Source organism: Polyangium sorediatum, from assembly GCF_029946465.1.
Classification (GTDB): Bacteria; Myxococcota_A; Polyangia; order Polyangiales; family Polyangiaceae; genus Polyangium; species Polyangium fumosum.
The window spans coordinates 1-22,971 of record NZ_JARZHI010000091.1 but is presented as its reverse complement, the minus strand read 5'-3'; the positions used below and the strand labels follow the sequence as shown (position 1 = coordinate 22,971).

19 protein-coding genes are annotated in these 22,971 nt (G+C 69.4%); 8 read left to right on the top strand and 11 right to left on the bottom strand.

Translation table 11 applies throughout. The features are described from left to right. Positions 1 to 16: 16 nt before the first annotated feature. Both QHF89_RS44850 and QHF89_RS44845 read right to left on the bottom strand, forming a co-directional pair. Positions 17 to 1,219: a hypothetical protein gene (locus QHF89_RS44850; protein ID WP_136973133.1), complete on the bottom strand. Its 1,203-nt coding sequence runs from the start codon at positions 1,217 to 1,219 to the stop codon at positions 17 to 19. A 426-nt stretch (positions 1,220 to 1,645) separates the two neighbouring features. After that, on the bottom strand, positions 1,646 to 2,548 hold the full coding sequence (locus QHF89_RS44845) for a LysR family transcriptional regulator (RefSeq protein ID WP_136973132.1): 903 nt from the start codon (positions 2,546 to 2,548) through the stop codon (positions 1,646 to 1,648). A 116-nt stretch (positions 2,549 to 2,664) separates the two neighbouring features. Between QHF89_RS44845 and QHF89_RS44840 the strand changes: the two genes are divergently transcribed. Together QHF89_RS44840 and QHF89_RS44835 are read left to right on the top strand one after the other, a co-directional pair. Beyond that, positions 2,665 to 3,537 carry an SDR family oxidoreductase gene (locus QHF89_RS44840; RefSeq protein WP_136973131.1) on the top strand — a complete coding sequence of 291 codons (873 nt, stop codon included), beginning with the start codon at positions 2,665 to 2,667 and terminating at the stop codon, positions 3,535 to 3,537. A gap of 210 nt (positions 3,538 to 3,747) precedes the next feature. Continuing rightward, positions 3,748 to 4,785 carry a trypsin-like serine peptidase gene (locus tag QHF89_RS44835; RefSeq protein WP_284721769.1) on the top strand — a complete coding sequence of 346 codons (1,038 nt, stop codon included), beginning with the start codon at positions 3,748 to 3,750 and terminating at the stop codon, positions 4,783 to 4,785. A 192-nt stretch (positions 4,786 to 4,977) separates the two neighbouring features. Here the strand turns inward: QHF89_RS44835 and QHF89_RS44830 are convergent, their stop codons facing one another. The 5 genes from QHF89_RS44830 to QHF89_RS44810 form a co-directional block, all read right to left on the bottom strand. Then, positions 4,978 to 5,814: a lipase family protein gene (locus tag QHF89_RS44830; RefSeq protein WP_284721768.1), complete on the bottom strand. Its 837-nt coding sequence runs from the start codon at positions 5,812 to 5,814 to the stop codon at positions 4,978 to 4,980. Between the two features lie 167 nt (positions 5,815 to 5,981). Next, a complete protein-coding gene (locus tag QHF89_RS44825) occupies positions 5,982 to 7,928 on the bottom strand; it encodes a CocE/NonD family hydrolase (RefSeq protein ID WP_284721767.1) in 1,947 nt (648 codons plus the stop codon). 209 nt (positions 7,929 to 8,137) lie between these two features. After that, positions 8,138 to 8,590, bottom strand: a complete 453-nt coding sequence (locus tag QHF89_RS44820; protein WP_136973127.1) for a hypothetical protein — start codon at positions 8,588 to 8,590, stop codon at positions 8,138 to 8,140. 79 nt (positions 8,591 to 8,669) lie between these two features. After that, a complete protein-coding gene (locus QHF89_RS44815) occupies positions 8,670 to 13,418 on the bottom strand; it encodes a DNA glycosylase AlkZ-like family protein (protein ID WP_136973126.1) in 4,749 nt (1,582 codons plus the stop codon). Next, positions 13,373 to 14,224: an Fpg/Nei family DNA glycosylase gene (locus tag QHF89_RS44810; RefSeq protein WP_284721765.1), complete on the bottom strand. Its 852-nt coding sequence runs from the start codon at positions 14,222 to 14,224 to the stop codon at positions 13,373 to 13,375. Before QHF89_RS44810 ends, QHF89_RS44815 begins: the two co-directional genes overlap by 46 nt. 227 nt (positions 14,225 to 14,451) lie before the next feature. Here QHF89_RS44810 and QHF89_RS44805 point away from each other — a divergent pair, with 227 nt between their 5' ends. Together QHF89_RS44805 and QHF89_RS44800 are read left to right on the top strand one after the other, a co-directional pair. Next, complete coding sequence (locus QHF89_RS44805; protein WP_136973124.1) at positions 14,452 to 16,302, top strand: hypothetical protein; 1,851 nt, start codon at positions 14,452 to 14,454, stop codon at positions 16,300 to 16,302. Between the two features lie 611 nt (positions 16,303 to 16,913). Further along, entirely contained in the window at positions 16,914 to 17,684 is a 771-nt protein-coding gene (locus tag QHF89_RS44800; RefSeq protein WP_136931637.1) for a hypothetical protein, read from the top strand. Between the two features lies 1 nt (position 17,685). On the opposite strand, the gene QHF89_RS44795 is transcribed toward QHF89_RS44800, so the two are convergent. Next, a complete protein-coding gene (locus tag QHF89_RS44795) occupies positions 17,686 to 18,459 on the bottom strand; it encodes a class I SAM-dependent methyltransferase (protein ID WP_136973123.1) in 774 nt (257 codons plus the stop codon). Between the two features lie 98 nt (positions 18,460 to 18,557). On the opposite strand from QHF89_RS44795, the gene QHF89_RS44790 reads away from it, so the two are divergent. Further along, positions 18,558 to 19,430: a hypothetical protein gene (locus tag QHF89_RS44790; RefSeq protein ID WP_136973122.1), complete on the top strand. Its 873-nt coding sequence runs from the start codon at positions 18,558 to 18,560 to the stop codon at positions 19,428 to 19,430. A 57-nt stretch (positions 19,431 to 19,487) separates the two neighbouring features. Here the strand turns inward: QHF89_RS44790 and QHF89_RS44785 are convergent, their stop codons facing one another. Then, the gene (locus QHF89_RS44785) at positions 19,488 to 19,784 is read right to left on the bottom strand and encodes a CsbD family protein (RefSeq protein ID WP_136973121.1); all 297 of its coding nucleotides are present in this window, start codon (positions 19,782 to 19,784) and stop codon (positions 19,488 to 19,490) included. Positions 19,785 to 19,926: 142 nt separating this feature from the next. Here QHF89_RS44785 and QHF89_RS44780 point away from each other — a divergent pair, with 142 nt between their 5' ends. Then, positions 19,927 to 20,880 carry a hypothetical protein gene (locus QHF89_RS44780; RefSeq protein ID WP_136973120.1) on the top strand — a complete coding sequence of 318 codons (954 nt, stop codon included), beginning with the start codon at positions 19,927 to 19,929 and terminating at the stop codon, positions 20,878 to 20,880. A 3-nt stretch (positions 20,881 to 20,883) separates the two neighbouring features. Here the strand turns inward: QHF89_RS44780 and QHF89_RS44775 are convergent, their stop codons facing one another. Next, positions 20,884 to 21,255, bottom strand: a complete 372-nt coding sequence (locus tag QHF89_RS44775) for a hypothetical protein (RefSeq protein WP_136931642.1) — start codon at positions 21,253 to 21,255, stop codon at positions 20,884 to 20,886. 134 nt (positions 21,256 to 21,389) lie between these two features. Between QHF89_RS44775 and QHF89_RS44770 the strand changes: the two genes are divergently transcribed. Both QHF89_RS44770 and QHF89_RS44765 read left to right on the top strand, forming a co-directional pair. Further along, on the top strand, positions 21,390 to 21,953 hold the full coding sequence (locus tag QHF89_RS44770; RefSeq protein ID WP_136973119.1) for an RNA polymerase sigma factor: 564 nt from the start codon (positions 21,390 to 21,392) through the stop codon (positions 21,951 to 21,953). Positions 21,954 to 21,961: 8 nt separating this feature from the next. Next, positions 21,962 to 22,222, top strand: a complete 261-nt coding sequence (locus QHF89_RS44765; protein WP_136973118.1) for a hypothetical protein — start codon at positions 21,962 to 21,964, stop codon at positions 22,220 to 22,222. Positions 22,223 to 22,225: 3 nt separating this feature from the next. On the opposite strand, the gene QHF89_RS44760 is transcribed toward QHF89_RS44765, so the two are convergent. Continuing rightward, complete coding sequence (locus QHF89_RS44760; protein WP_136973117.1) at positions 22,226 to 22,723, bottom strand: DUF2452 domain-containing protein; 498 nt, start codon at positions 22,721 to 22,723, stop codon at positions 22,226 to 22,228. Positions 22,724 to 22,971 lie beyond the last annotated feature (248 nt).

Here is a 22,971-nt window from a genome sequence, read left to right as displayed (position 1 = left end):
TCCCCGGCGGGGAGCCTCACTCGTCCAGGTTCTGGCTCACGGTCGTGGCCCCTTTCCAGGTGCCCGACCAGGGCCGGCTCGCGGCGCTGTTCGTGCTGGTGATGGTGCCGTCCCAGTCCTCCGAGACGTCGTTGAAGTCGACGTACCATCGGCCGTCTGCGCGCCGGTAGAGCCACCAGGTGAGGCTGTCGCTCTGGCGCTCGTACACGGGCGCACCGCCGTGAATCGTGCCCGCGAAGAGATAGGTGCCCGCCGAGCCGAGGGTAGAATACGGCGCCCCCGCGGCGGTGACGCTGTCCTGGTGGAAGCAGAGCACGTCCCCGCTCCAGCTCGCTTCCCATGGCCAGCTCGAGGCCGAGGCGGCGGAGGCCAACGTGCCGTCCCAGTCGTCCGAGATGTCGTTGAAGTCGACGTACCAGCGCCCGTCTGCGCGCCGGTAGAGCGACCATGGGGTGCCCGCGACGAGCCGCTGATAGACAGGCCTGCCGCCGTAGACCGCGCCGCTGAGCTCCCACTCCCCTTCGCTCCCCAGGTTCGAGTAGGCCGTCCCGTAGAGGTAGACTGTCTTCGTGATCAAGGCGAACGCGGTCGAGCCATTCCAGCTCGCCTGCCACGGCCACGCTGCCGCCTGCGAGGTATGGGCGACCGTGCCGTTCCAGTCGTCCGAGACGTCGTTGAAGTCGACGTACCAGCGCCCGTCCGTGCGCTTGTAGAGCGACCACGTGGAGCCGCCCGGCCCGGCCTTCGTGTAGACGGGCGCACTGTTGTGGATCCGGCCCGAGAACACGTAGTCGCCGGTGGAGCCCATCTGCGGATAAGGGATCCCGCCGACATACACTTGCTGGGTCCTGAACGACACGAGACCCTTGGCCCACGCCGAGGTCGACCAGGGGAATGCCTGCGCCTTCGAGGTAGAGGCGATGGTACCGTCCCAGTCCTCCGAGACGTCATTGAAGTCGACGTACCACCGCCCGTCCGCGCGCCTGTAGAGCGACCACGTGAGGCCGCCCGGCCCGGCCTTCGTGTAGACGGGCGCATCGTTGTAGATCGCGCCCGACTCCACATAGGGCCCGTCGGAGCCGAGGCTCGCGTACGGCAGCCCGTACATGAACGTCGCCTCCGGCGGCACCATCGCGTCCTGCGCCGTCGACGCGAGCGCCGAGCCGCCGAACATCACCGAGCCTGCCACCACACCGAGGAGCACCGAACGCTTCGCCATCCCATACCTGCCTATCTCGGAGAGGCCACGAAGGCGCGCCGCAGCACGGGATCCTCCGTCTTCTCTCGTAGGGGTTGCCGTGATGCCCGCGGAAGCATGCGCCCGAGACCGGGCACCGCCAATACGATGCTTCTATCAGAGCGATAAACGGAGGCTATGTGGCCCGGCGGTGACGGGAACGACGCCGCGGCGAGCGCGAGCGTGGCGGGGAGGTTGTCTCCGCGGCGGCGTCCGTCCGGAACCAGCGACCTCTGTTTCGTCGAGTTCACCTAACCCGCGAGGACGAGGACCTTCACCTGGCTCGGCACGATGCGCATTCGACGTGAAGGGCGAGCGCATCGAGGATCGGTGGCGCACCGTCGCGATTGCGATGCCGGCGCCGATCTCGCCGACGGCGTCGCCGCGCGCTTCCAGCGCTGATGGGTCCTAGCTTTCTTCCGACCTCGGGGGGCGCTGGTGCGGGAAAGCAGCGCAGAGGTGCTCGACAAAGGCAGACACCTTCGGGCTGAGCAACCTCCGCGATGTGTAGAGCACCCAGATCTCGGTCCGCCGCTCGGGGACGCGACCCCAGCATAAAAGCCTGCCCGAGAGCAGGTCCGCATCGACGAGCGAGCCCGGCAGCAGCGCGGCGCCCGCCCCGTTGCGAGCGGCCTGCCACGCCATCGACACCGAGGACGACCTGAGGACAGGCACGGGCGTGAAGGCCTCGATCCCGTTCTTCCCTTCGACGCGCCACACCGGCATTCCTGCCGTCGTCGGCAGGAGGATCGCTGGCACGCCGATACTCGCCTCGTCGCCGGCTCGCCTTCGGGGCCTCTCGAGGGATGGCGGCGCGACGAGGAGGGTTTCCTCTCGCATGACGATCCTCCCGACGAGGCACTCGTCGAGATGCGGATTGACGCGCACCACGAGATCAACGCCCTCGATCAGAGGATCGATCATCCGGTTCTCGCTCAGGACCTCGAGAGCAATCTCGGGATAACGAGCCACGAAACGCGCTGCGATCTGGCCCATGTAGAGGTCTGCGAACAGCCCCGGCACGCTCACCCTCAGGGGTCCGCGCGGACGGGAGAGCCCGCCGGCGAGGGCTTGGCCCACGTCCTCGATCTCGGCCAGCAAGCCGCCGGTTTGCCGGTGGAGCATCACGCCCTCCTCCGTGAGCCGGAACGTCTTGGGACCACGCTCGACGAGCCGGACCCCCAGCGCGTCCTCCAGCTCCCTCAGGCGACGCGACAACGTCGTCTTCGGCTGCCCCGTGGCACGGCTCGCGCGGCCAATGCCGCCGTGGCCGACGATATCGTGGAAGGCGACGAGAGCGAGAAGGTCCATGGGTGTGCCATCCGTGGAACGCCGAGAGCCAAAGCAGCCACTATCACGCGACGGCAGGAACATTCAACGTGCGACTCGGGACGCGGCGTGCGTCCTGAGACGTCACGGAGGAACTCATGGCGATTCTGGCGATCGGCGGTACGGGAATGATCGGCTCTCACGTGGTCGAGGAGCTGGCGAGGCGGGGTGCGGAGGTCCGCGCATTCGGAAGTGAGCCGTCTCCACGTGGGGCGCCCGCCGGCGTCGAGGAGGTGATTGGCGACATCTTCGATCTTGAGCTCATGCGCCGTCTGCTCCGCGAGGCCAGCACGGTGTTCGTCCTGAACCCGGCCGTCGCGGACGAGCTGGCCAGGGTGCTCCTCACCCTCAGCCTGATCGACGAGGCGAAGATCCAGCGCGTCGTCTACCTCTCGATGATGGGGGTCGACCGCTTTACCGACGCGTCGAGGGCGGCCGCAAAGCTCGCGGCCGAGCAGACGATCCGGCAGATCGGCCTCCCCACCACGATTCTGAGGCCGAACGCGGTCTTCCAGAACGACGTTTCGTTGAAGGATGCGATTACCAGGCACCATCGTTACGCGACCCCGCTCGGCAGCGTCGGCATCACGATGGTGGACCTGGTCGATGTCGCCGAGGTCGCGGCCCTCGAGCTCCTGCGACGCGAGCGATCGGCCGCGCCCCTCCCGACCGAGGTGATCGAGGTCGTCGGCCCGGAGACGCACACGGGGCAGAGCATCGTTCGGGTGTGGTCCGACGTGCTCGGCGAGAACGTCACCTACGAGGGGGACGATCTCGATGCCGTGGAGCAACGGATGCGCGGCGTGATGCCGGCTGCGGGGGCGTATGATCTGAAGCTCGTGTTCCGTGGCATCCTTCGCGAAGGCGTGCTCGGCGCCCCTGGCGCCGCCGAGCGACTCGTCGCGATGCTCGGTCGCCCGTTGCGAACGTATCGCTCATTCGCCCTCACGATGGCCGGCGCGTCCTCGTAGCCGATCGAGGGGCCGAGCGTCACGCTCCCATGACGAAACGCCCGCGCCGAGCATGCACGCGTGTCACACGCGCATGACACCCGTCATGCGCGCGTCACAGCGCAGGCGCGCCGGGGCGAAACGTTGATGCGCGAACCAGGCCATATCCGCGGCAGGGACGCCGTGGCATACGGGATGCTTTGGGGGATCCGCACCACCCTGGAGGACACGATGGCTTCGAAAACGCACCTCTTCTCGCTCCTGCTGCCCGCCCTTCTCGCCGCCTGCGGAGATCCCGGCGCGTCCCACGACGACGATCAGGACGTCGTGACGAGCGAGGACGAGACCACGCTCGAGACGCCCCTCGAGACCTCGCCCCTCGATTTCACGCTCTGCCTGAACCAATGCGACGCCAGTCACATGATCATCGGGTGCGACGATCGCACCCAGCGCACGGCGTCGACGGAGGGCGTCAAGCCCTTTTCGCAGGTGGGCTGGTTCGGCAATGGTTGCTCCGGGACGCTCATCGGCAGCAACGTGGTGCTCTCGGCGGCGCATTGTTTCTTCACCGCAGGGACCAACACCTTCCGGCAGGGCCCCATTTCGTTCTCGCTCGGGCAGACCAGCGTCCCGCCGTCGGGAGGGGGGGGCATCGGGTTGCCCGGGGAAACGTGCAGGCGACCTTATGGAACGCAGTACATCAGCAGCGTGACGGTCCCGGGCGAGTACGACAATACGTCCATCGCCGTCGACAACAAGGCCTGGGATTACGCGGTGGTGCTCCTGAACGACGCGCCCGTGGACGCGGAGCCGATGCCCTACGGGTACACCGATTGGAGTACTCTCCAGAACGAGGAGTCGCAGTCCATTGGTTATCCGGGCACCGACAAGGTCTCCGGGACCCTCTGGGACACCGGCCGCAAGAGCTTCCTCGGGCGCTGGCTGGACCCGACCGACATCAACCTGAGCGGCGTGCTCTACGTCGACAACGACGGCGAAGGCGGGCAGAGCGGATCCCCCGTGTTCTACGATTACGCGCAATTCTCGGGGAATGGCACGCTCTCGACCGCATACAAGCTCACCGGCGTCCTCATCGGCAGCCCGGTCGCGGAGTGCCAGGCCGGCCGAAGCTGGGCGGCGCGGATCCTGCCGAAGACGGTGGACCGCATCGACACCTGGAAGGTCGACCCCGACAGCCTGACCTATTCGCGCAAGTTCAAGTCCTTCACCGGCACGCAGATCCTGCCGGCCGTCCCGACCGGCTGCTGACGCCGCTGCTCTCCTCGCTTCGCGTTCTCGCAGAGCGCCGAACGGGTCGGCGCTTTGGCAGGCTGTTGAGAAACGCCGCGAGCGCCCTGGAGCTAGGGAGGAGGACGCAGGAATACGAGAGTATTCCGAGGACGACGACCGACGATCCAGGGCGCGCAGCAAGTTTATCAACAGCCTGCTAGATCGCGGCCTTCAATCCGACATGCACGCGTCGAAATTGGGGTTGACCGGTGCCTTGGGATTGAAGATGGCGTACGAGTAGGAGCAGCAGGCGTTATGCTTGTTCGCTTCTTTCCCGTCGTACACCGCGGTGAAGTCGACCTCGGTGCCCACGTGCACATAGGCCCCCGAAGGGCTCTTGGGGACCGAGTCGGCGGTGTTGACGAGCCGGTACGTGGTGATCATCAGGTCCTTGTAATACGCGGCGAACGCCTCGTTTCCCACGCGAGGGCTGGCCTGGTTGTACATCTGGACCGATAGATCGAGTGATCTTGCCAGCGGCACCGCGAGCGTCGCCAGCGCCGAGCCGAGGCTGTGGCCGGTCACCGTGAGCGTCCCCTTCAAGGACGCGAGCTCGTCTTTCAAGCTCTCGAGCAGGCCGTTGTACACTGCGTAAAAACCGGCCTCGACCTGCAGGCCGCTCGTAGGCGCCGAGGTAGGCGCGGCATAGTCCGTGAGCTTGCACTCGCTGTCCATGCCGAAATCGGCCCCCGACTGAGAGCCCCGGAAGACGAGGTACTTCTCGCCCTTGTAGGTGGCAACGAAACAGAAGGGTTCCGTCTGACTGCTGCCGTACTGGAATGTGCTCCAGATGAGTTTGCCGAACTCGACATCCTCCACCTTGAATCGGTCGCGCGTCACGGAACACACGTTGTCCGCCTTCCACACGAAATCGGAGGGCGCGGGTTTGTTCGCGGCGAGCCACTGCGCGCACATATTGGAGGCGACGTTGACGAGGAACGAGCAAATCTGGGCGGTCGTCAGGTCGTAGCCGTCGGGCAGGTGGATGCCGTTGTGGGACGCAGACATATTTTCTTTCTCCTCTTCGGGTGAATCGGAGAAAACTCTTTCGTCCACGATGGCGAGCTGGGCCAACATAACGGCGTGCGCGGCGCCTCGCGAAGACATCCTGCACACCACGGCGCATCTCTGCGCCGGCACCATGTTCACCACGTGGGCCGGCGCTGGGGGAAGCGTCACGGCGACATGACCGGCAGGACGATCGCCGAGGGCGCTTCGCGCGAGCGCGCGATCGTCTGGGTGGCGGCCACGTAATCGGACGCCTTCGCCGCAAAGATGCTGTCCACGTAGCGCTGCGGATTGCGATCGAGGACCGGGAACCAGGTGCTCTGCACCTGCACCATGATCCGGTGCCCTTTGCGGAACGTGTGGGCGCGGGTCTCGAGGTCGATGGCATAACGCAGCAGCTTGCCGGGCGGGAGGGGCGCGGGCTTGGCGAAGCTGTCGCGGAAGCGCCCGCGCAGGACCCTGCTCGCGACCATGAGCTGATAACCGCGCATGTCGGCGGCCGGCTCGGCGTTGTTTTCACCGTCCGCCGGAGCCTCGGGCGGGGGCTTCGGATCGCCCTCCGGGTAGACGTCGATGAGCTTCACGATCCAGTCGCTGTCCGTGCCCGACGTCGACGCGAAGAGCTCGGCGACGATATTGCCGGCCACCGTGAGATCCGCGTCGAGCGGGCCCGTCGAGAAGCTCAGCACATCGGGCCGGTGATCGACGAAGCGCTGGTCCTGCACCATCCACGTCCGCCACTGGCTGCCCGTCAAGAGCGGCTGGATCGGGCGAGGGACAAAGGGCACCGGGTTCTGCGGATCGGAGACGTAACTGTCGGCGGCGCCCCGGCCCGTCTCCGTGGGCGGCTCGAACGACAAGGCCCGGCCCGCGCGCAGGTAGAGCTTTTTCTTGGTGATGCCGGCCTCGGGCGGCCAGCGATCGAAGGTGCGCCAGCGGTTCGTGCCGGTCTCGAAGATCGTCGCCTCGGGCTGGTCCTCGGTGGGTTTGTCGTGGAGCCAATGGGCGAGCCAGGGGATGACGATCTTGTCCCGGTAATACACGCCGGTGTCGCTGCCGAAATCCACGGGTCCGAGCTTGCGCCCGGGGCTGCCCCATCCGCCGTGGTTCCAGGGGCCCACGACAAGGTGGTTCTTACGCGCGGCGTCGCTTTTCTCCAGCGTCGCGTAGATGCCGAAGGGCCCGTAAAAATCCTCCTGATCCCACCAGCCCGCGACGTTGAGGATGGGGATCGTCGCCTTGCGCAGGTGCGACACGATCGCGCGCCGCTCGAGGAACGCGTCCAGGTTCGGGTGCGCGACGAAATCGTTCCAGGTCGGCATTTTGCCGTGAAAATGCCGCGCGTCGGCATTGGCGAGTGGCCCGAGGTCGAGGAAAAAATCGTAGAGATCGGAGCGGCCGTACGAGAAGACCGTGTTCGCCTCCTTGCTCGTCTCCATCCTGGCGACGTACTCGAAGCCATAGGCCAGCCGGAATGCACCGTTGTGCCGGAAGTCGTCGCCGGTGAACTCGTCGGCGGGAGAGGCCTCCTCGACGATCGCTCGTAATGCGGGGTGCGGCTCGAGCAGGGCCATGGTGGCCGTCCATGCGGCGTACGAGGTGCCCATCATCCCCACGCGGCCATTGTTGCCGGGCACGTTCTTCACGAACCATTCGATGGAGTCGTACGCGTCGGTGGCGTCGTCCACGCCGCGCGGGTCGGCCGGGTCGTGCGGCGGCGGGGTGATGACGAACGTCCCCTCGGAGCCGAAGCGCCCGCGGCAGTTCTGGGCCGCGAAGATGTAGCCGTCTGCGCGAAACGCGTCTATCCCGGGGTTTTCCAGGTCAGAGGCGTCCTCGGGGATGCCATAAGGCGAGCGTATGAAGAGCACGGGCAATGGCTTCTTCGCGTCGACGGGCGAGGCGATCACCGTCTCGAGCTTCACCCCGTCACGCATGGGGACCATCACCTTCGTCATCGTGAAAGCGGGGGACCTGGGCGCAGGCGCGGGCGCGGGTTGGTCGGCCCGGGCGGGCGTGGGGGGCTTGTCCGCGGGCTTCGCGCTGGAGGGCGGATTCGCGCTCGCGCACGCGAGCACGAGGAGCGGGGCGAGGAGGGGGGCCGCTTGACGCACGGGCGGAGCGTAGCATGTCACAGGCATTCGCGGATCGGCTGGGCGTGACCGCGCAAGGCCCGCCGCGCTCGGATCGGACGCATGGCCCAACGAAAGCCGTTGGCGCAGGACCTTTGCCAGGGCTGATTTCCTCGGCCAGGCAAAGCCAGGCCGATTCACCCCCCGAGGCGAGCTCGCCTCGCGCTCTCGCCGAGCATCGAATCGATGCTCTAGGCTTCCCGGGCGTTACGATCGGCGCGGCAGGCGTCGAGGAATGCGCGCGCCTCGGCCTCGTGGGCGAAGAACTGCAAGGGGGGCAGCCAGGGCCGGAGCAGGGAGCCGGCCCGCGTGAGCATGTTCATGACCATCTGCTGCCGGAAGGTGCCGCCGTAGATGCCCGTCGCGGCGATGGTGCCCGTGGGATCGAGCGCCGTGGAGAGCTTGCGCCCCTCCGTGGAGAACTCGCCGAACTTCGTGATGTCGACGAGGAGGGAGATGGGCCGGCCGATCGTCGCGGCATACGCCGCCTGGAGGTCGTAGAAAGTTTCGATCGTGCTCCCATCGACGCTGCCCGCGAACCTGACATGGAAGATATCGGTCGATTCGATGCGGTACCCGTGTGTACCCAGCATCTTCCAGTCCGTGAAATCCCCCCCGGATATCCTCGGCGTGCTCGTGCTCATGGAATGCCGATACGTACAGCACGGGCGGCGTGAGGATCAACGCCTGATGAGGTCCGTTCCGTGCGCGCCGGCGCCGCCGTCAGCCGTCGAGCTCGTCGTCGATGTCGAGGAGATCACCGTCGTCGTCCTCAGAAACCGGCGCGTGTGCGCCGGCTTCCGGCGTGGGCGCTGCCGCGGCGCGCTGGCTCGACCACGGCCGCCCCCAGCCGCCGGGCGCGCCGAAGGGCCGCGAGGGGGACGCCTCGGCCGCGGCGCGCCGCTTGAGAAACCCTTGGCTCGTCGCGACGAATCCCGCTTCTTTCAAGGCGTCCGCGAGCGGCGAGCGGGCCGTGGGTTCGCCGTCGACCGTGGCGAGGAGGACGGTCCGCGCGCGGCCTTCGTCGATGAGGTCGGCGAGCGCGCGGGCGAGCGCGCGTCGTTCGGTGCGGAGCTCGGGCTCGTCGCGCGGGAGGAACGTGAGGAGCCCCCGCTCGCTTTTGCCCATCCAGGCGAGCAATCGGCCATCGTGGAGGACGACACGCGCGCCGGCCGCTCGTTTGGGCCGCGCCGCGCCACGATTCCCGCTCTCCGGCTCGGCGTCGTCGCCCGGCCAGCGCACGGAGGCGCCAAAAGGATTCGCAGGGTCGGAGGCCGCGAGGACCAACGTGGGGCCCTCGGCGGAAGGCTCACGGAAGGAGCGGAGCCTGTCGTCCGCGCCGGGGAGCGCGAATTGCGCGGCGCCGAGGCCCGCGACGAAATACCCCCGACGAACCCGCCCGGCCTCCTCCATGGCGCGGAGGACATCGTAGACGGCGGAAAAACCACCCACGAGGCCCTCGGCATGCGCGGCCTCGCGCGTGAGGACGCCGTGTCGATCGAGGAGGGTTCGCGCGAGCGCGGCGCGGCGCTCGGTCTCGCTGGGACCCTTTTCCCCAAGGGAAGGCAAAGGCAAAAGGGACCAGCGGCCTTCACTTCCGGGAGGCCCCGCGCGGCGCGCGCCAAAAAGCCCCCCGCGGCTCGGGTGCCGCCGTCCGCCGCGTTTTTCCTCGCGGCCGAGGGAACGCAAAGGCGCGAGCGTGTCATTCGTGACCTCGCCCGCCCAGACGAGCTCCCACAAGGCCGCGAGCACGTCGTGCCCGAAGCCGCCCGTCTCGCGCAGGAGATCACCGAAAAAGACGGCGCCCCGCCGCGAAAGCGTCTCGCGCACGCGCGCGGCCATCGCGCCCTCGGCCTTGCCGGGCGGCGGCGCGAGATAGGGATAGGCCTGCGAGAGGTAAAGCGCGATGCGGCCCGAGGAATCGCCGACAGGCTCGACGCCGCGCCAAACGACCTCGCCGGCGGCGCAAAGCGCGTCGAGATCCCCGGGGAGATAACCTTGCACGCGGGCCGGGAGGATCTCGGCTTCGAGCGCGGAGGCGACGAGCGGCGCGCCCTGAAGGAGCTCGACGGCGTAGAGCAGGGCCTCTTGTCCGCGGCGCGGGCGCGTGAGGCCGTGCCATTCGACGAGGAAACGCGCGTACGCCTCCGGCGGGACGGGCTCGACCTCGGCGCGGAGGCGCGCGAGGGAGCGTTGCTTGAGCGAACGGAGGACCTCGGTCTCGCAATACTCGCGGCCGGATCCGCCGGGCAAAAGCTCGCCCTCCGTGACGCGGCGGCGCTCGATGAGCGTGGCGAGCGCGACCCGCACGGGGCCGACGCCGAGGCCATAACGCGCAGCCACGTCCTCGGCGCGGAAGGGGCCGTGGGTCCGGGCATAACGGGAGACGAGGTCGACGAGCGGATCTGCCGCGGGTTCGAGGAACGCCGCGGGCAACCCCGCCGGAGGCACGACACCGAGGGCGTCCCGGAACCGCCCCGCGTCCTCGGCCGCGACGAAGCGCCGCTCGCCCGCGATCGTGACCTCGAAGATACGCCGCGTCCGCGTGAGCTCGTCCAGAAACCCGGAGACACGCGTCGCGCCGCCGCCGTCTTCCTCGGTCCCCGCGCGCGCAAGAATCTCGTCCCGCGAGAGATCGCCGAGCGCGAGGAGCAGATCGTGGAGCTGATCGGCGTGCTTGAGCGGGCGTTTTCCGTCGAGGCGCTGGAGGGAGCACGCGAGCACCTCGATCGAGGCCGGATCGAGCAATTCGCGCATCTCGGCCTCGCCGAGCAGCTCGCGCAGGCGCGTGTGGTCGATCGCGAGCATCTGCGCTTTGCGCTCGGCGAGCGGCAGATCCCCGTCGTACATGAAGTTGCCGACGTACCCGAAGAGGAGCGACGCGGCGAAAGGCGAGGCCGAACGGGTGTCGACCTCGTGCACGCGGACCTTGCGCGATTCGATTTTCTTCAGCAGGTCGACGAGCGCGGGCAAATCAAAGACGTCGCGCAGGACCTCGCGGTAGGTTTCGAGCAGGATGGGGAACGAGCCATACCGCGCGGCGACGGCGAGCAGGTCCGAAGCGCGTTTTCGCGCGGCCCATAACGGCGAGCGTTTGCCCGGGCGCTTGCGCGGCAAGAGCAGCGCGCGGCCGGCGCATTCGCGGAAGCGCGCGGCGAAGAGCGCGGAGGCGCCGAGGCTCCGGACGACGAGATCCTCGACCTCGTCGGCGTCGGGGAGCAGGAGGCGCGCGTCGGGCGGGCCCTGGGCCTCGGGGAAACGCAAGACAACGCCGTCGTCGGCCCAGACGGCCTCGATTTCGAGGGCGAGCTCGGCGCGGCAGCGCTCCTCGATGGCGCTCGCGAGCGGAGCGTGCACGCGCCCGCCGAACGGGGAGAGGATGCAGACGCGGGTGTCGCCGACCTCGTCGACGAAGCGTTCGAGCACAATCGTGGTGTCGCTCGGGACCTCGCCCGTCGCCGCGGCTTGCTCGCGGACGTACCGGAGGAGGTTTTTCGCGGCGCGCGTGTCGAGGTGATGTTTTTCGCGGAGGAGGCGCTCGGCCGCGGCGTCGTCGGCCTTCGTGATCTCGCGGGCGACGCGGCCGATCTCGGTCCCGAGCTCGACGTTGCGGGAGGCGCGATCGCCGCGCCAGAACGGCATCTTGCCGGGCTGGCCGGGCGCGGGCACGACGAGGACACGGTCGTGCGTGATCTCGGTGATACGCCAGGAGGACGCACCGAGGACGAAGACCTCGCCTTCGCGCGCCTCGAAGACCATTTCTTCGTCAAGCTCGCCGACGCGACGACCGGGTTTGCCGGCGGCTTCCTCCGTCGCCAGGAAGACGCCATAGAGGCCCCGATCAGGAATGGTGCCGGCATTGACGACCGCGAGCCGCTTCGCGCCTTCCCGCGCGCGGATCGCGCCCGTGGTCCGGTCCCAGACGATGCGAGGGCGCAGCTCGGCGAACTCGTCCGAGGGATAACGGCCGGAGAGCATGTCGAGCAGGCCTTCGAAGCTCGCGCGCGGGAGATCCGCGAAAGGCGCGGCGCGGCGGACGAGCGAAAAGAGGGCGTCTTCGTGGATTGAATCCATCGCGGTGATCGCGATGATCTGCTGGGCGAGGACGTCGAGCGGGTTGCGCGGGTAAAACGTGGCCTCGACCTTGGCGTCGATCATGCGGCTCGTGGCGGCGGCGCACGCGAGCAGGTCGCCGCGGTGCTTCGGGAAGACCACGCCGCGCGAGGTGGCGCCGACGGCGTGGCCGGCGCGGCCGATGCGCTGGAGGCCGGCCGAGACGCTCGGCGGGGATTCGATCTGGACGACGAGGTCGACGGCGCCGAGGTCGAGGCCGAGCTCCAGCGAGGAGGTCGCGACGATACACGGGAGGCGCCCTTCTTTGAGCGCCTCCTCGATGCGCGTGCGCTCGTCCCGCGCGACGGATCCATGGTGCGCGGCGGCGATCTCGGCGCCTGCGGCCTCGTTGATCGCCGCCGCGAGCCGCTCGGAGAGCCTGCGGCTGTTGGCGAAGATCATGGTGGATCGATGCGCGCGGACGAGCTCGACGAGGCGCGGATGAATGCTCGGCCAGATCGAGCGCGCGGCGGGATCCGCGCCGGGCCCCTTCCCCGTGTCCTCGCCCGGTTCGCCCATGCGGGTCATGTCGTCGACGGGCACCTCAATGGTGAGCTCCAGCGATTTCGGCGCGCTCGCGTCGACGATGGTGACGGGGCGCGGGACGAATTTCCCCTGATCGTCGATCTCGCCCCCGCCGAGCAAGCGCGCGATTTCATCGAGCGGGCGTTGCGTCGCGCTGAGGCCGATGCGCGTGGTCCGCGCCCCCTCGCCGCGCAGGGCTTCGAGCCGCTCCAGCGACGAAAAGAGGTGCACGCCGCGCTTCGTGGCGGCGAGGGAGTGGATCTCGTCGATGATGACGGTGTCGACGGAGCGCAGAATCTCCCGCGCATTCGAGGTGAGCAGGAGGAACAACGACTCCGGCGTGGTGATCAGGATGTCGGGCGGGCGTTTTCCGAGGCGCGCGCGCTCCTCGGGCGAGGTATCCCCGGAGCGGATCGCGACCGTGGGGACACGGAAAGGGATGTCGAGCCGCTCGGCCGTCTTGGTGAGGCCGGCGAGCGGGGCGCGCAGGTTCCGCTCGACGTCGGCGGCGAGCGCCTTGAGCGGCGAGACGTAAAGGACGCGGCAGCGCGATTCTTTCGGTGGTTCGTCCGAAAACACCAATCGATCGAGCGCGACGAGAAACGCGGCGAGCGTCTTGCCCGAGCCCGTGGGCGCGAGGAGGAGGGTCGACTTTCCGGCCTGGATCGGCGGCCAGCCTTTTTCCTGGGCCTCGGTGGGCCCAGGGAAGGCACCCTGGAACCAGGTGCGCGTCGCCTCGTGGAAATGGGCGAGCGCGCCGCCCTTCGAGGTCTTCGCCCGGGGCCGCGTCACGCGCGCGCCTCCCGGATCGCCGCGCGCCGCGGGGGCTGGCATCGAGGGCAATGATAGGTGGAGCGTCGCGCCTCGCCCTGGCGGCGCATTTCGAGGAGGGCGCCGCAATCGTAGCAGGGCTCGCCCGCGCGGCGGTACACGGCGAGGGGCCCTTCGCCGGGGCGCGCGCCTTCGCGGGTGGTCCGCGTGTGGCCGTGGTGCGCGCCGGGCCCGCTTGCATGGGGTTTCGCTGTCGCATTGGCGACCATGATGCGGCGGGCAAACACGAGCAGGCGCGCGAGCTCCTCGTCGGAGAATGCGGAGGCGGGGGCGAACGGGTCGAGCCGCTCGTGAAAGAGGATCTCGCTTTTGTAGACGTTGCCGATCCCGGCGACGACCTGCTGATCCATGAGCGCGTCGCCGATCTCCCTGCCGGCCATGCGCCGAAGCCGGGCGAGCGCGGCGGCTTCGTCGAACGCGGGGGCGATGAGGTCCGGGCCGAGCCTGCCGATCGCGGCATCCCCGGCGAGCAAGCTCGCGCGGACGAGGCGCGCGACGGGCGCGCGGAAGCAGACGGCGACGAGCGCGGGCACGGCGAGCACGGCGGTGGCGGAGGCCGGAGACCGGCGCCAGCGCTCGTGCTCGCCATAAAGGTGCCAGGCGCCGCCCATGCGGAGATGGGTGTGGAGGACGGTGCCCTCGTCGAAAAAGACGAGCAGGTTCTTGCCCCGCGCCTCGACCTTGGTGACGAGGTGGCCGGCGAGCCTTTCGATCGACTGGTGCCGGAGCACGAGCGCGCGCACGGGCTGTCCCACGAGCCGCGGGCCGAGCGCGCTGGCAATGCGGTGGAGGGTATCACCTTCGGGCACGGCTCCCTCGTAACAGCGGCGAGCCCGCCCGACAAGGGACCGAGCACGGCAAAGGCAAACCCTTTTCTGTTCCGCAGGAGAACACGACAATCGCGAGGTGGATCGAGGGCTCAGGAGGCTCGCCGGGTGGATCGTCCCGGCGCTCCACAAGCTGCGGCGGCGGGTAGATGAGCCGCGCGTGACGGGGCGAGGCCGGCGACGTATCTTGCGGCCGCGCAGGAGCAACCGTGAGCATCGATCTCTCGCTCGTGATCACATCGTCCTCGCGGCCGACCGCGAGGAGCAAGCAAGACGCGCGTCTGCTCGCGTGGCGGCGGGCGTTCGTCCCGGTCGCGTGGTCGGCGATGTTCGATGGCGGCGATGTCGTGCCGCTCGAGGAAGAAGACGGGGCGCCGACCCTGTTCTGCCGCGCCGCCGAGGCGCTCGCTCGCCTGCGCGAGCGGAGCCCGGTGCTCGCGCGTCGGCTGCCGGCGCGCGCGTCGGCGGCCCTGGACGCGCTCGCGGCCGGGCTCGCGGCGGCGACGGCGAGCGAGTACGTGCAGCTGCGCCTCCACGAATTGGTGCCTGCATGGTCGGGGGCGGCGGCGCTGCGCGAGATGGTCGAGTCGACACGAGCGCCGGAGCTGACGGGGTGGACGGCGGCGCTGCACTGGGCCGGGATGGACGTGGAGAAGCGGCGGATCGTGATGACGCGCCACGGCGGGACGCTCGCGCAGGCGTGCGTGGGCGAGGTCTGCGGCCACGAGATGCCGGCCGCGCCCGCGCGGTCGATCGCGCTGCGCGACGCGCTGGCGGCGACGGAGGAGCGGGGGCGAATGCACGGGGCGGTCGTCGCGGCCGCGGAGCTCGAGGAGGTCACGGCGTTCCTGTTGCTCGAGGACGAATTGGTGATCGACGGGCCCTGGCTCGACGCGCTCGAGGCGACGTTCCGCGGCTCGTTGCAATTGCCGCCGACGCTCGCCGAGGTGGCGCGCGGGATGACGCAGGCCGCCGATCCGTCGCACCGGCCGCTCGCGCAGCAGGTGATCGATCGCCTGCTCGACGAGGTGGCGGAGCCGTTCGCGCCGGTCGCGACGTTGCCGGCGGAGCAGGCAGCGGCCGCGTTGGCGGCGCTCACGGTCGAGGCTGCGCGGCGCGGCAAGCTCGGCCGCGCGCTGCGTTCGCGCAGCGAGCCGCTGGCGCTTTCGATCACCGCTGCGGGTCCGGTCCGCGCGCAGGTGCCGGCGGCGCAGCTCGCGTTGCTGCGGTGGTTCGAGAATGGCAATCCATTGCCGCGGCGCGAGCGGCTGCCAGCGGCGATCCTCGCCTGTCGCTTCCACGCGCTGCGCCACGGCCTCGGGTCGTTGTCCCATCACGATCCGCTGGCGCCGCCGGTGGAGCTCTTCGGCGCCCGGGCGACGCCGTGGTCGTGGGCGCTCGGCCTCGGATGGACGGGCGAGACGCTGCGCGTGTGGAGCAACGCGCCCGAGCTGCCGAGCGTCGAACAGCGGCGCTTGGCAGCCAACACGTTCGTGCGTCGTTGCGTGGCGATGGCGGGAGAATGGACGGAGAGCGAGCGCGCATGGCTGCTTTCGCGCGGGGCGGTGCCCGTCGACGATGCGCTGCTCGACGCCGACGATCGGGCGATCCTCCGCGCTGCGCTCGGCGACGCGGGCGCGGTGCCGGCGGTGCTCGCCGCGGCGACGGCCGATCCGGCGCGCGTCGACGCGGCGATCGCCGTGCTCACGCGGCAGGAGGAGGTCGGCGAGGAGCTGCTCGCGTTCTTCGCCGCGACGGCGCCGCGGTGGCCGCTCGCGGCGACGGCGCTGGCGAAGCGCTGCGGCGGCGATCCGGTCCGGCTCGCGCTCGTGCTCGACGCGTTGCAAGGACTGCCTGCCAGGGTCACGCAGCAGATCGAGTATCGCGACGAGGGGATGACGAGCCGCGAGGAGCAGGAGAGCTTCGCCGCCGAGGTGCATGCGGCGGTCGAGGGGCTTGCAATCGTGGGCGCGGTGCCTTCGTTGCAGCACGGGGCCGAGGCGTTGCTCACGGCGGTGCGTGCCGCGATCGCCGACGCGTCGTGGTTGTCGCCGGGGTAGCGGCGCTCAGGGTGAACCACCCGCCCATTGGCCCTCGCGCACGAACACCGTCACCGCCGCTCCCGCGTGTGCGTTGAATCCCATCACCACGGCCACGCGTTCATCGCCACGTATTCGGCTCGGATCCACCACGCGCAGCGCAGGCACTCGCGCCGCTACGTCATCACAAGCCGCAAGCGCAGGCTCGATATCGCCGACCTCTTCGCCATCGGATAGACCTTCGATCCACCGGCCCTAAGTGGCGAGCCCGCCCGACAAGGGACCGGGCACGGCAAAGGCAAACCCTTTTCTTTTCCGCAGGAGAACGCGACAATAGCGAGGTGGATCGAGGGCTCAGGATGCTCGTCGGGGGGATCGTCGCCGCAGCCGGCTGCGGCGCGCCCGCCCCCGCGCCGCCTCCCCACCGAACAGCGGCGCCCGCTTCCGCGCCCGCTCCCGCTTCCGCTCCCGCTCCCGCTCCCGCTCCCGCTCCCGCTCCCGCTCCCGCTTCCGCCCCACCGCCGAAATCCGCGCGCGCCGAAGCAGCCGAACGTGTCCTGTTCCTCGCGACCCACCTGCGCACGACCGAACTCCGCGAAGCTTGCCCCGAGACACTCACCGAAGCGCCGCGCGTGCGCTGCTTGCTCTCGCTGCGGTACGCGGACAACGCGCCCTCGAAACAACTCGCGCTCGACCTCTACGAGGAGACGGGCTCCCTCGCGGGGCTCTTGCCCGAGGAGGAGACCGAGGACGGGCGTGGGCAGAAGGTGCGGCTCCGGCCCGCGCGGCCCGTGGGGCAGAACCGCGACCACCTCGTCTGGATCCTCGCGGCGATGCGCGGGTACGCGCGCTTCTTCGCGGCGCTCGAGGCCCGCACGGGCAAACACGTGACGATGCGGGATCGGCCGCTCGATTTTCGATTTTTTTACACCGAGAAGGGCGGCGCGCCGAGCGCGTTCGCCGTGAACCAGAACATCGGGTACAACCTGTTCGGCGCGGTGAACGTCTCCGAGGAGGCCGTGCGCGACACGTTGTTCCACGAGATCTTCCACCTGAACGACGCGTGGCACGAGCAGTGGTCGACCCGCGCCCTCGGCGCGTTGCACGAGGGGATCGTCGCGCGCTGCAAGGACAACCGGCGTTGCCTCTTGCCCTACGCGCCGACGGACACGACGCTGAACGGCAGGCTCTACGCGTTCCTGCCCCGCGGCGGCGTGCGCGAGTACGCGGCCGAGCTCGCGCTGCGGTTTTTCCGGGAGCAACGGCTCGTGCTGGAGGGCAAACCCCTGCCCGCCCCGCCCTTCAAGTGCGGGCCGCCGGAGAACGCCGAGGCGATGCGGCTGCTCGCGGGCGAGTTCTTCGGGGGCGCGGACCTCGTGCCCGCGTGTGACGCCGCGCCTTAGATCAGCCGTCTTTTTCGGCGAAGAGGATCATGCGGTTGTGGGCGAGGCCGATCGGATCCCCGTCCCAGGTGCCGAACGCCTCGGTGACGTGCAGGCCGACGCTGGCGAGAAGCGCGCGAAGCTCGGTGAAATGGTAGAGGCGCACGGAGAAGCGGGCCTCGCGGGTCCGGCCGTCGCGCACGAGGATGCGGTAATCGACGAGGCGGCCCGAGAGCGGGTCGAAGACGTGCCGGTCGATCATGAGATCCGCGCCCTTTTGCAAGATCGTGACGGGCAGGAGCGCGCGCACCATCCAGTCGCGGTTGCGCACGTCGAGGCAGAGCTTGCCCCCGGGCCGGAGCGCGCGCGTGATGCGGCGGAGCACGTCGAGGTTCTCGTCGTCGCGGTGCAAGCCGAAGACGTCGAAGAGGCAAAGGACACGGTCGAACGCGGCGTCCTCGTCGAGCGAGCGGAGGTCGGCGACGCGGTAGTCGACGGGGAGGCGGGCCGCCTCGGCTTCGCTGCGGGCGAGCTCGACGAAGCCCTCGGTGCGGTCGATGCCGACGACGTCGAAGCCACGCCGCGCGAGCTCGAAGGCGTGCCGGCCGTGGCCACAGCCGAGGTCGAGCACGCGCATGCCGGGCATCATGCCGAGGTGCGAGACGAGGACGTCGACCTGATGGTCCGTGCGCTCGGCGCGCAGCGTGTCCTCGTAAAAGTGGAGGTAATCGTCGACGTCGAAGACGGCGTCCCAGTCGAAGACGTAAAACCGCTCGTCATCCAGGTTCTGGCTCATGGGGGTCGGTTTCCGGGCCGCATGCTAGCCGACCCGGCCCATGCAGGGAACGCGCGAAGCGCTCGCCTCTCGCGGCCCACCGTGGTTAGGTGTGCGTGATGAGCGACGAACTCAACCCCTACGCGCCGCCGGAAGCCGGGCCGGGGGAGCGGGCGACGAAGAAAAAGAAGAAGCAGAAGCGCCCCGCATCGGACGCGATCGCCGAGGCCCTCGCGCGGCTGAATCGGCACATCGACGACGCGTCGGCCGTCGCCGTGGACCAGAAGGAGGCCGGCGGCAGGCTGCGCGGCGTGACGGTCGTGTTCGTCGCGCTCGCCGTGGTCGCGATCGTGAGCATGATCCTGGCGGTGCAGACGATCCCGTCGCGGGATCCCGCCTTCGCCCTCCTCATCATCTTCCCGATCCTCTTCGGCATCCTCGCGGTGGCGCTGGTCGCCGTGGACCTCACGATCGTGCCGCGGGGAGCGCCCGCGCGCCCCGAGGCGACGCTGCGGAGCTTCCTCAAGGCGATGACGATGGGCCGGCAAGGGTACGCCTGGGCGTGCCTCAGCCCCACGGCGCGCGCAGAGACCGTGGTTCCGCCGATCCTCGGCGAGATCCCGATCGGCTCGGGGGCCTTCTCGCTCGCCACGCCGTCTGGCCTCAAGGACTGGTCGTCCACGTTCATCCGCATCGGGCACGGGCAGATCCGAAGCGTGCAGGTGAAGCGCGTCTCGATCGCGCGCGAGGACGGCGACGTGGCCGAGGTCGAGGTGCACGCGATCTTCCAGGCGTGGCCTCAATGGGCGAACATCGTGGCCGCGGTCGCGTTCGTCGTGATCCGGCTCGTCGGCGCGCTCCTCTACCTCGTGCTCTTCCTCGCGCTGCGAAAGCGGCACGAGGTCACGTTCCGAAAGACGCTCCTGCGCGGCAAGAATGGGCTTTGGTACGTGTACGCGGGGGATTTCTTCGAAAACGAAACCGCGCGCTGAACACGGAGACGCCGCTCCCGCCCCGGCGCGCCGAGCGGGAGCGGCGCCCCGAACCGTTTACTTGTTGATCTTCTGGCGAATCTCGCCCTTCATCTCCTCGAACTTCCCTTCGGCCTGCTTTCGCTCGTCGCCCGAGAGCGCGCCCGCGGCGCCCTTCACGCGGCCGCCGGCCTTCTCGAACGCGCCCTCGACCTGCTCGGCCGCCTTCTCGGCATCCTGCCGGCCCTGTCCGCGGCCCTGATCGGCGATGCCTTCGCGGCGGAGCCGTTCATCGTCGGTCAGGTTGCCGAGGGCCTCCTTGGCCTTGCCACCGAGCTCCTCCGCGGCGCCTTTGATCCGGTTTCCGATTCCCATGGTTTCCCTTCTCGGATCCCAGCGGATCCGATGTGAGGGGTTCGGGTCGGCAATCGACGTGCCGGCGCGTCTGGCGCCAAACCTGCACATCCGGACGAGCCCATCCGCGATGGTTTCCCCCGAGCGGCCGAATGGAGTCATCATGGGCCGAATGCACCCCGATCCGCCGGCCGAATCTCCGTACGCCGCGCTGCCCGAGGATCTCCGCGAGACGATCGTGCGCTCGTTCGTGGACCGGCAGGCCGGCGCGGCGGGCGCAGCGCAAAACCTGATGTTCGGGTTCCGGGATCCCGCGCCGAAGACCGCGTGGGACGCGCTCGATCACCTCGGGCCGATGGCCGTGAACCTGCTCGTGCGGCTGTTCCACCGCATCGAGGGCATCGATCACACGGGCGCGACCTTCCGGGAAATCCTGTGGATCCGCAATCAATGGTGGGGCGGCAGCGCCGGCATCAAGGTCGTCTACCGGAATCCGGCCGCGATGCGGCGGCGGCTCGACGAGATGCTCATGGGGCCACACGGCAAACGCGTGGTGCGGGACGCCTACATGGGCGGGCTCGAACACCAGCTCCGCCCCGCGATCAAGCTCCTGCCGCGCGCCTTGTTCCGGGCCGCGCGCGCGGAGCTGCCCGACGCGGATACCTGGCGTGAGGTCGACGTGCCCTTGCAAGAGGGCACGCATTTCTGCGTCGGGAAGGGGGATCTGCGCGGGGTCGAGCGGCCGGAGGGGCGCCCTGCGGCGCTCGACGACATCCATCTCGATTGGACGTCGCCGGTGGAGGGGGTCGACGAGCCCACGGGCCGCTGCAACTACCTCGAACCCTGGGAAGGGAGCGTGATGCACTGGCTCGAAGCGAAGCTCGGCCGCGGCGCGCCGGTGTTCACGTTCGAGGTGGCCCGCAAGGTGATCACGCGGGGAAAGGAGCGCGCGCGCGCGTCGGCCCGCGGCGCCGGGGTCTCGCGTTTCCAGGCGATTGCCACGCGCTGGGCCCGCGACGAGATGGCCTTCGCCGTGCGCGGGCGGTTCGGCTACGAGGCCTCGAAGGCGCGGCTCGACGAGATCGAGCGCGCCGTGCGAGCGCTCGATCCGCGCTGATCCTCAATCCGAGGCGCGCCCCCGCAGCGCGCCCACGCCGAGCAGGATCGGCACGAGCGTGAGGAAGATGCCGCCGAGCGCGCCGGGGCGGCTCGCTTCTTTCAAGCCGATGAAGAAGGTGCGCGTGATTTCCGCGTCGGGGACACGCTGCGGGTCTTCGAGGTACGAGCACACGGCGGCGACGTTCGTCCACGTCGCGTGCGCCGTGACGGTCACGAGGGTGAGCCACATCGCGCCCGTGAAGGCGAGGCGGCGGGGCTCGGGGCGGCGCGCGAACCAGGCGGCGGCGCCGACGGCGAGGACGCCGAAGAGGAGCGTGGACCACATCCCCCAGCCGCCCTCGACGAAAAACGCCCACAAACTGAAGCCTTTCATGACCTTCGTTCTCCTTCGCTCGGCGCGGACGGGCGAGGCGCCGTCCCCATGCCACGAAGAACTCCGGGGGGCGGCGGACGTGACAGATTTTTTTTCTGTCACGCCTGGGCTACTTCCGTGTTCGAGGGGACGACATGGACCGAGCCGAGGAAGCAGCGCTCGTCGCACGCCTGCGCGAGGGAGACAAGGCCGCGCTGCGGGTCGTGTACACGTCGTTCTCGGACCGGCTCTTCGGTTTCCTCTTGCGGCTGTCGCGGCGCCGCGACGTGGCCGAGGATCTGCACCAGGAGACGTGGGTGTCCGTGGCCCGCCACGCCGAACGGCTCGCCGACGGCACGGACCTCGCGGCCTGGCTCTTCACGATCGCCCGAAACAAATTCCGATCGTGGCGGCGCTGGGCCGCGCTCGACTTCACGCGGTTCGTGGGCGACGCGGAGGGCGCCGAGCCGGAGGGGCCTTCGGCGCGGCCGGACGCGGGGGACGAGATCGTCGCGCTCGAAAAGGCGCTCGAAGCGCTGCCCATGGCCCACCGCGAGGTGCTCTTGCTCGTGGGGGTCGAGGGGCTCGAAGCGAAGCAGGCCGCCGAGGTGCTCGGGATCCAGCCGGAGGCCTTCCGGCAAAGGCTCTCGCGGGCGCGCGCGGCGCTCTCTGAAAAGCTCGATGGACCGGCGCGGAAAGACGCCGCCGTGATAGGATGAGGTGAACGATGAACGGCCGTGACGACGATCCGCTCCTCGAAAAGCTCCGCGGTTTGCCCGCGCAATCGCCCTCGCCCGCGCGTCGGGCAAAGACGCTCGACGCGGCCGTCGCAGCGCTCGAAGGCAAACGTCGCGCTGGGTTTCGGTGGCCCGAGCTCGCGCTCGCGTCGGTGCTGGCGCTGGCCGGCGCGCTTTATACCGTCGAATCGTTTGCCCGGATCGGGCACATTTATGGGCGGGGCGAGGTCGCGGCGGCGGACGGAATGTAGGACTCAGCCTTCCTGGAGGAGCTTTTGCACGAGCGCGCGGCCCTCGGGGGTCCGGTCGCGCTCCGCGTTCGTCCCATTCATCGGCGTCCAGCTCATGTCGACTTCGAGCCGGTAGGAGCCCTCGAAGGCGTGCGGCGGCGCGCCGCCCCATTCCGCGGGGGAGAGCATCGAGAAATAAAGATCGTCCTCGCTGCGCCGATAGAGGTGATAAACGCGGCCGGGGATCTTGCGGAAGCTGCAGCGCGCGCGGTGGAGGCGCGCCGAGGTGCGCGCTTCGTCGAGCAGGCGCCGCGCCTCTTCCTGGAGCGCGCGCATCTGGTCGCGGATGACCTCGAGCTTGCCCCCGACGACCATGCCAAGCGCCTGATCGGCCTTTTCGATCTCCTGGGCCATGTCGACCAGGTCGATACGCGCGGCGAGCCGGCTCGTGGGGTACGGGACGGCGCGGGTCGTGGCGAGGTCGGCGGAGGGGGTGTCTTTGGGGTCTTGTTCGAGGGTCATGGTGCGGGTCGGAGGCGCGTCGGGATCTTCGAGGTGGTACCCTCGGCGGGGGTGCGATGCAACCCGTGCGCTCAGCCCGAGCTACCTCGGCTACGTGCAATGGGTGATCGCCCGGGGCGCCGCCCCGGACCCCGCGGGGGGCTGTCCGCCCCCTTGTATCTGAAGGCTGCGCTAGGGTTCGGGGGTCTGGAGGCAGAGGGCGCGGTAGACCGTGGCCCCTTGGGTCTTCGAGCCCGTGGTCGAGCTTG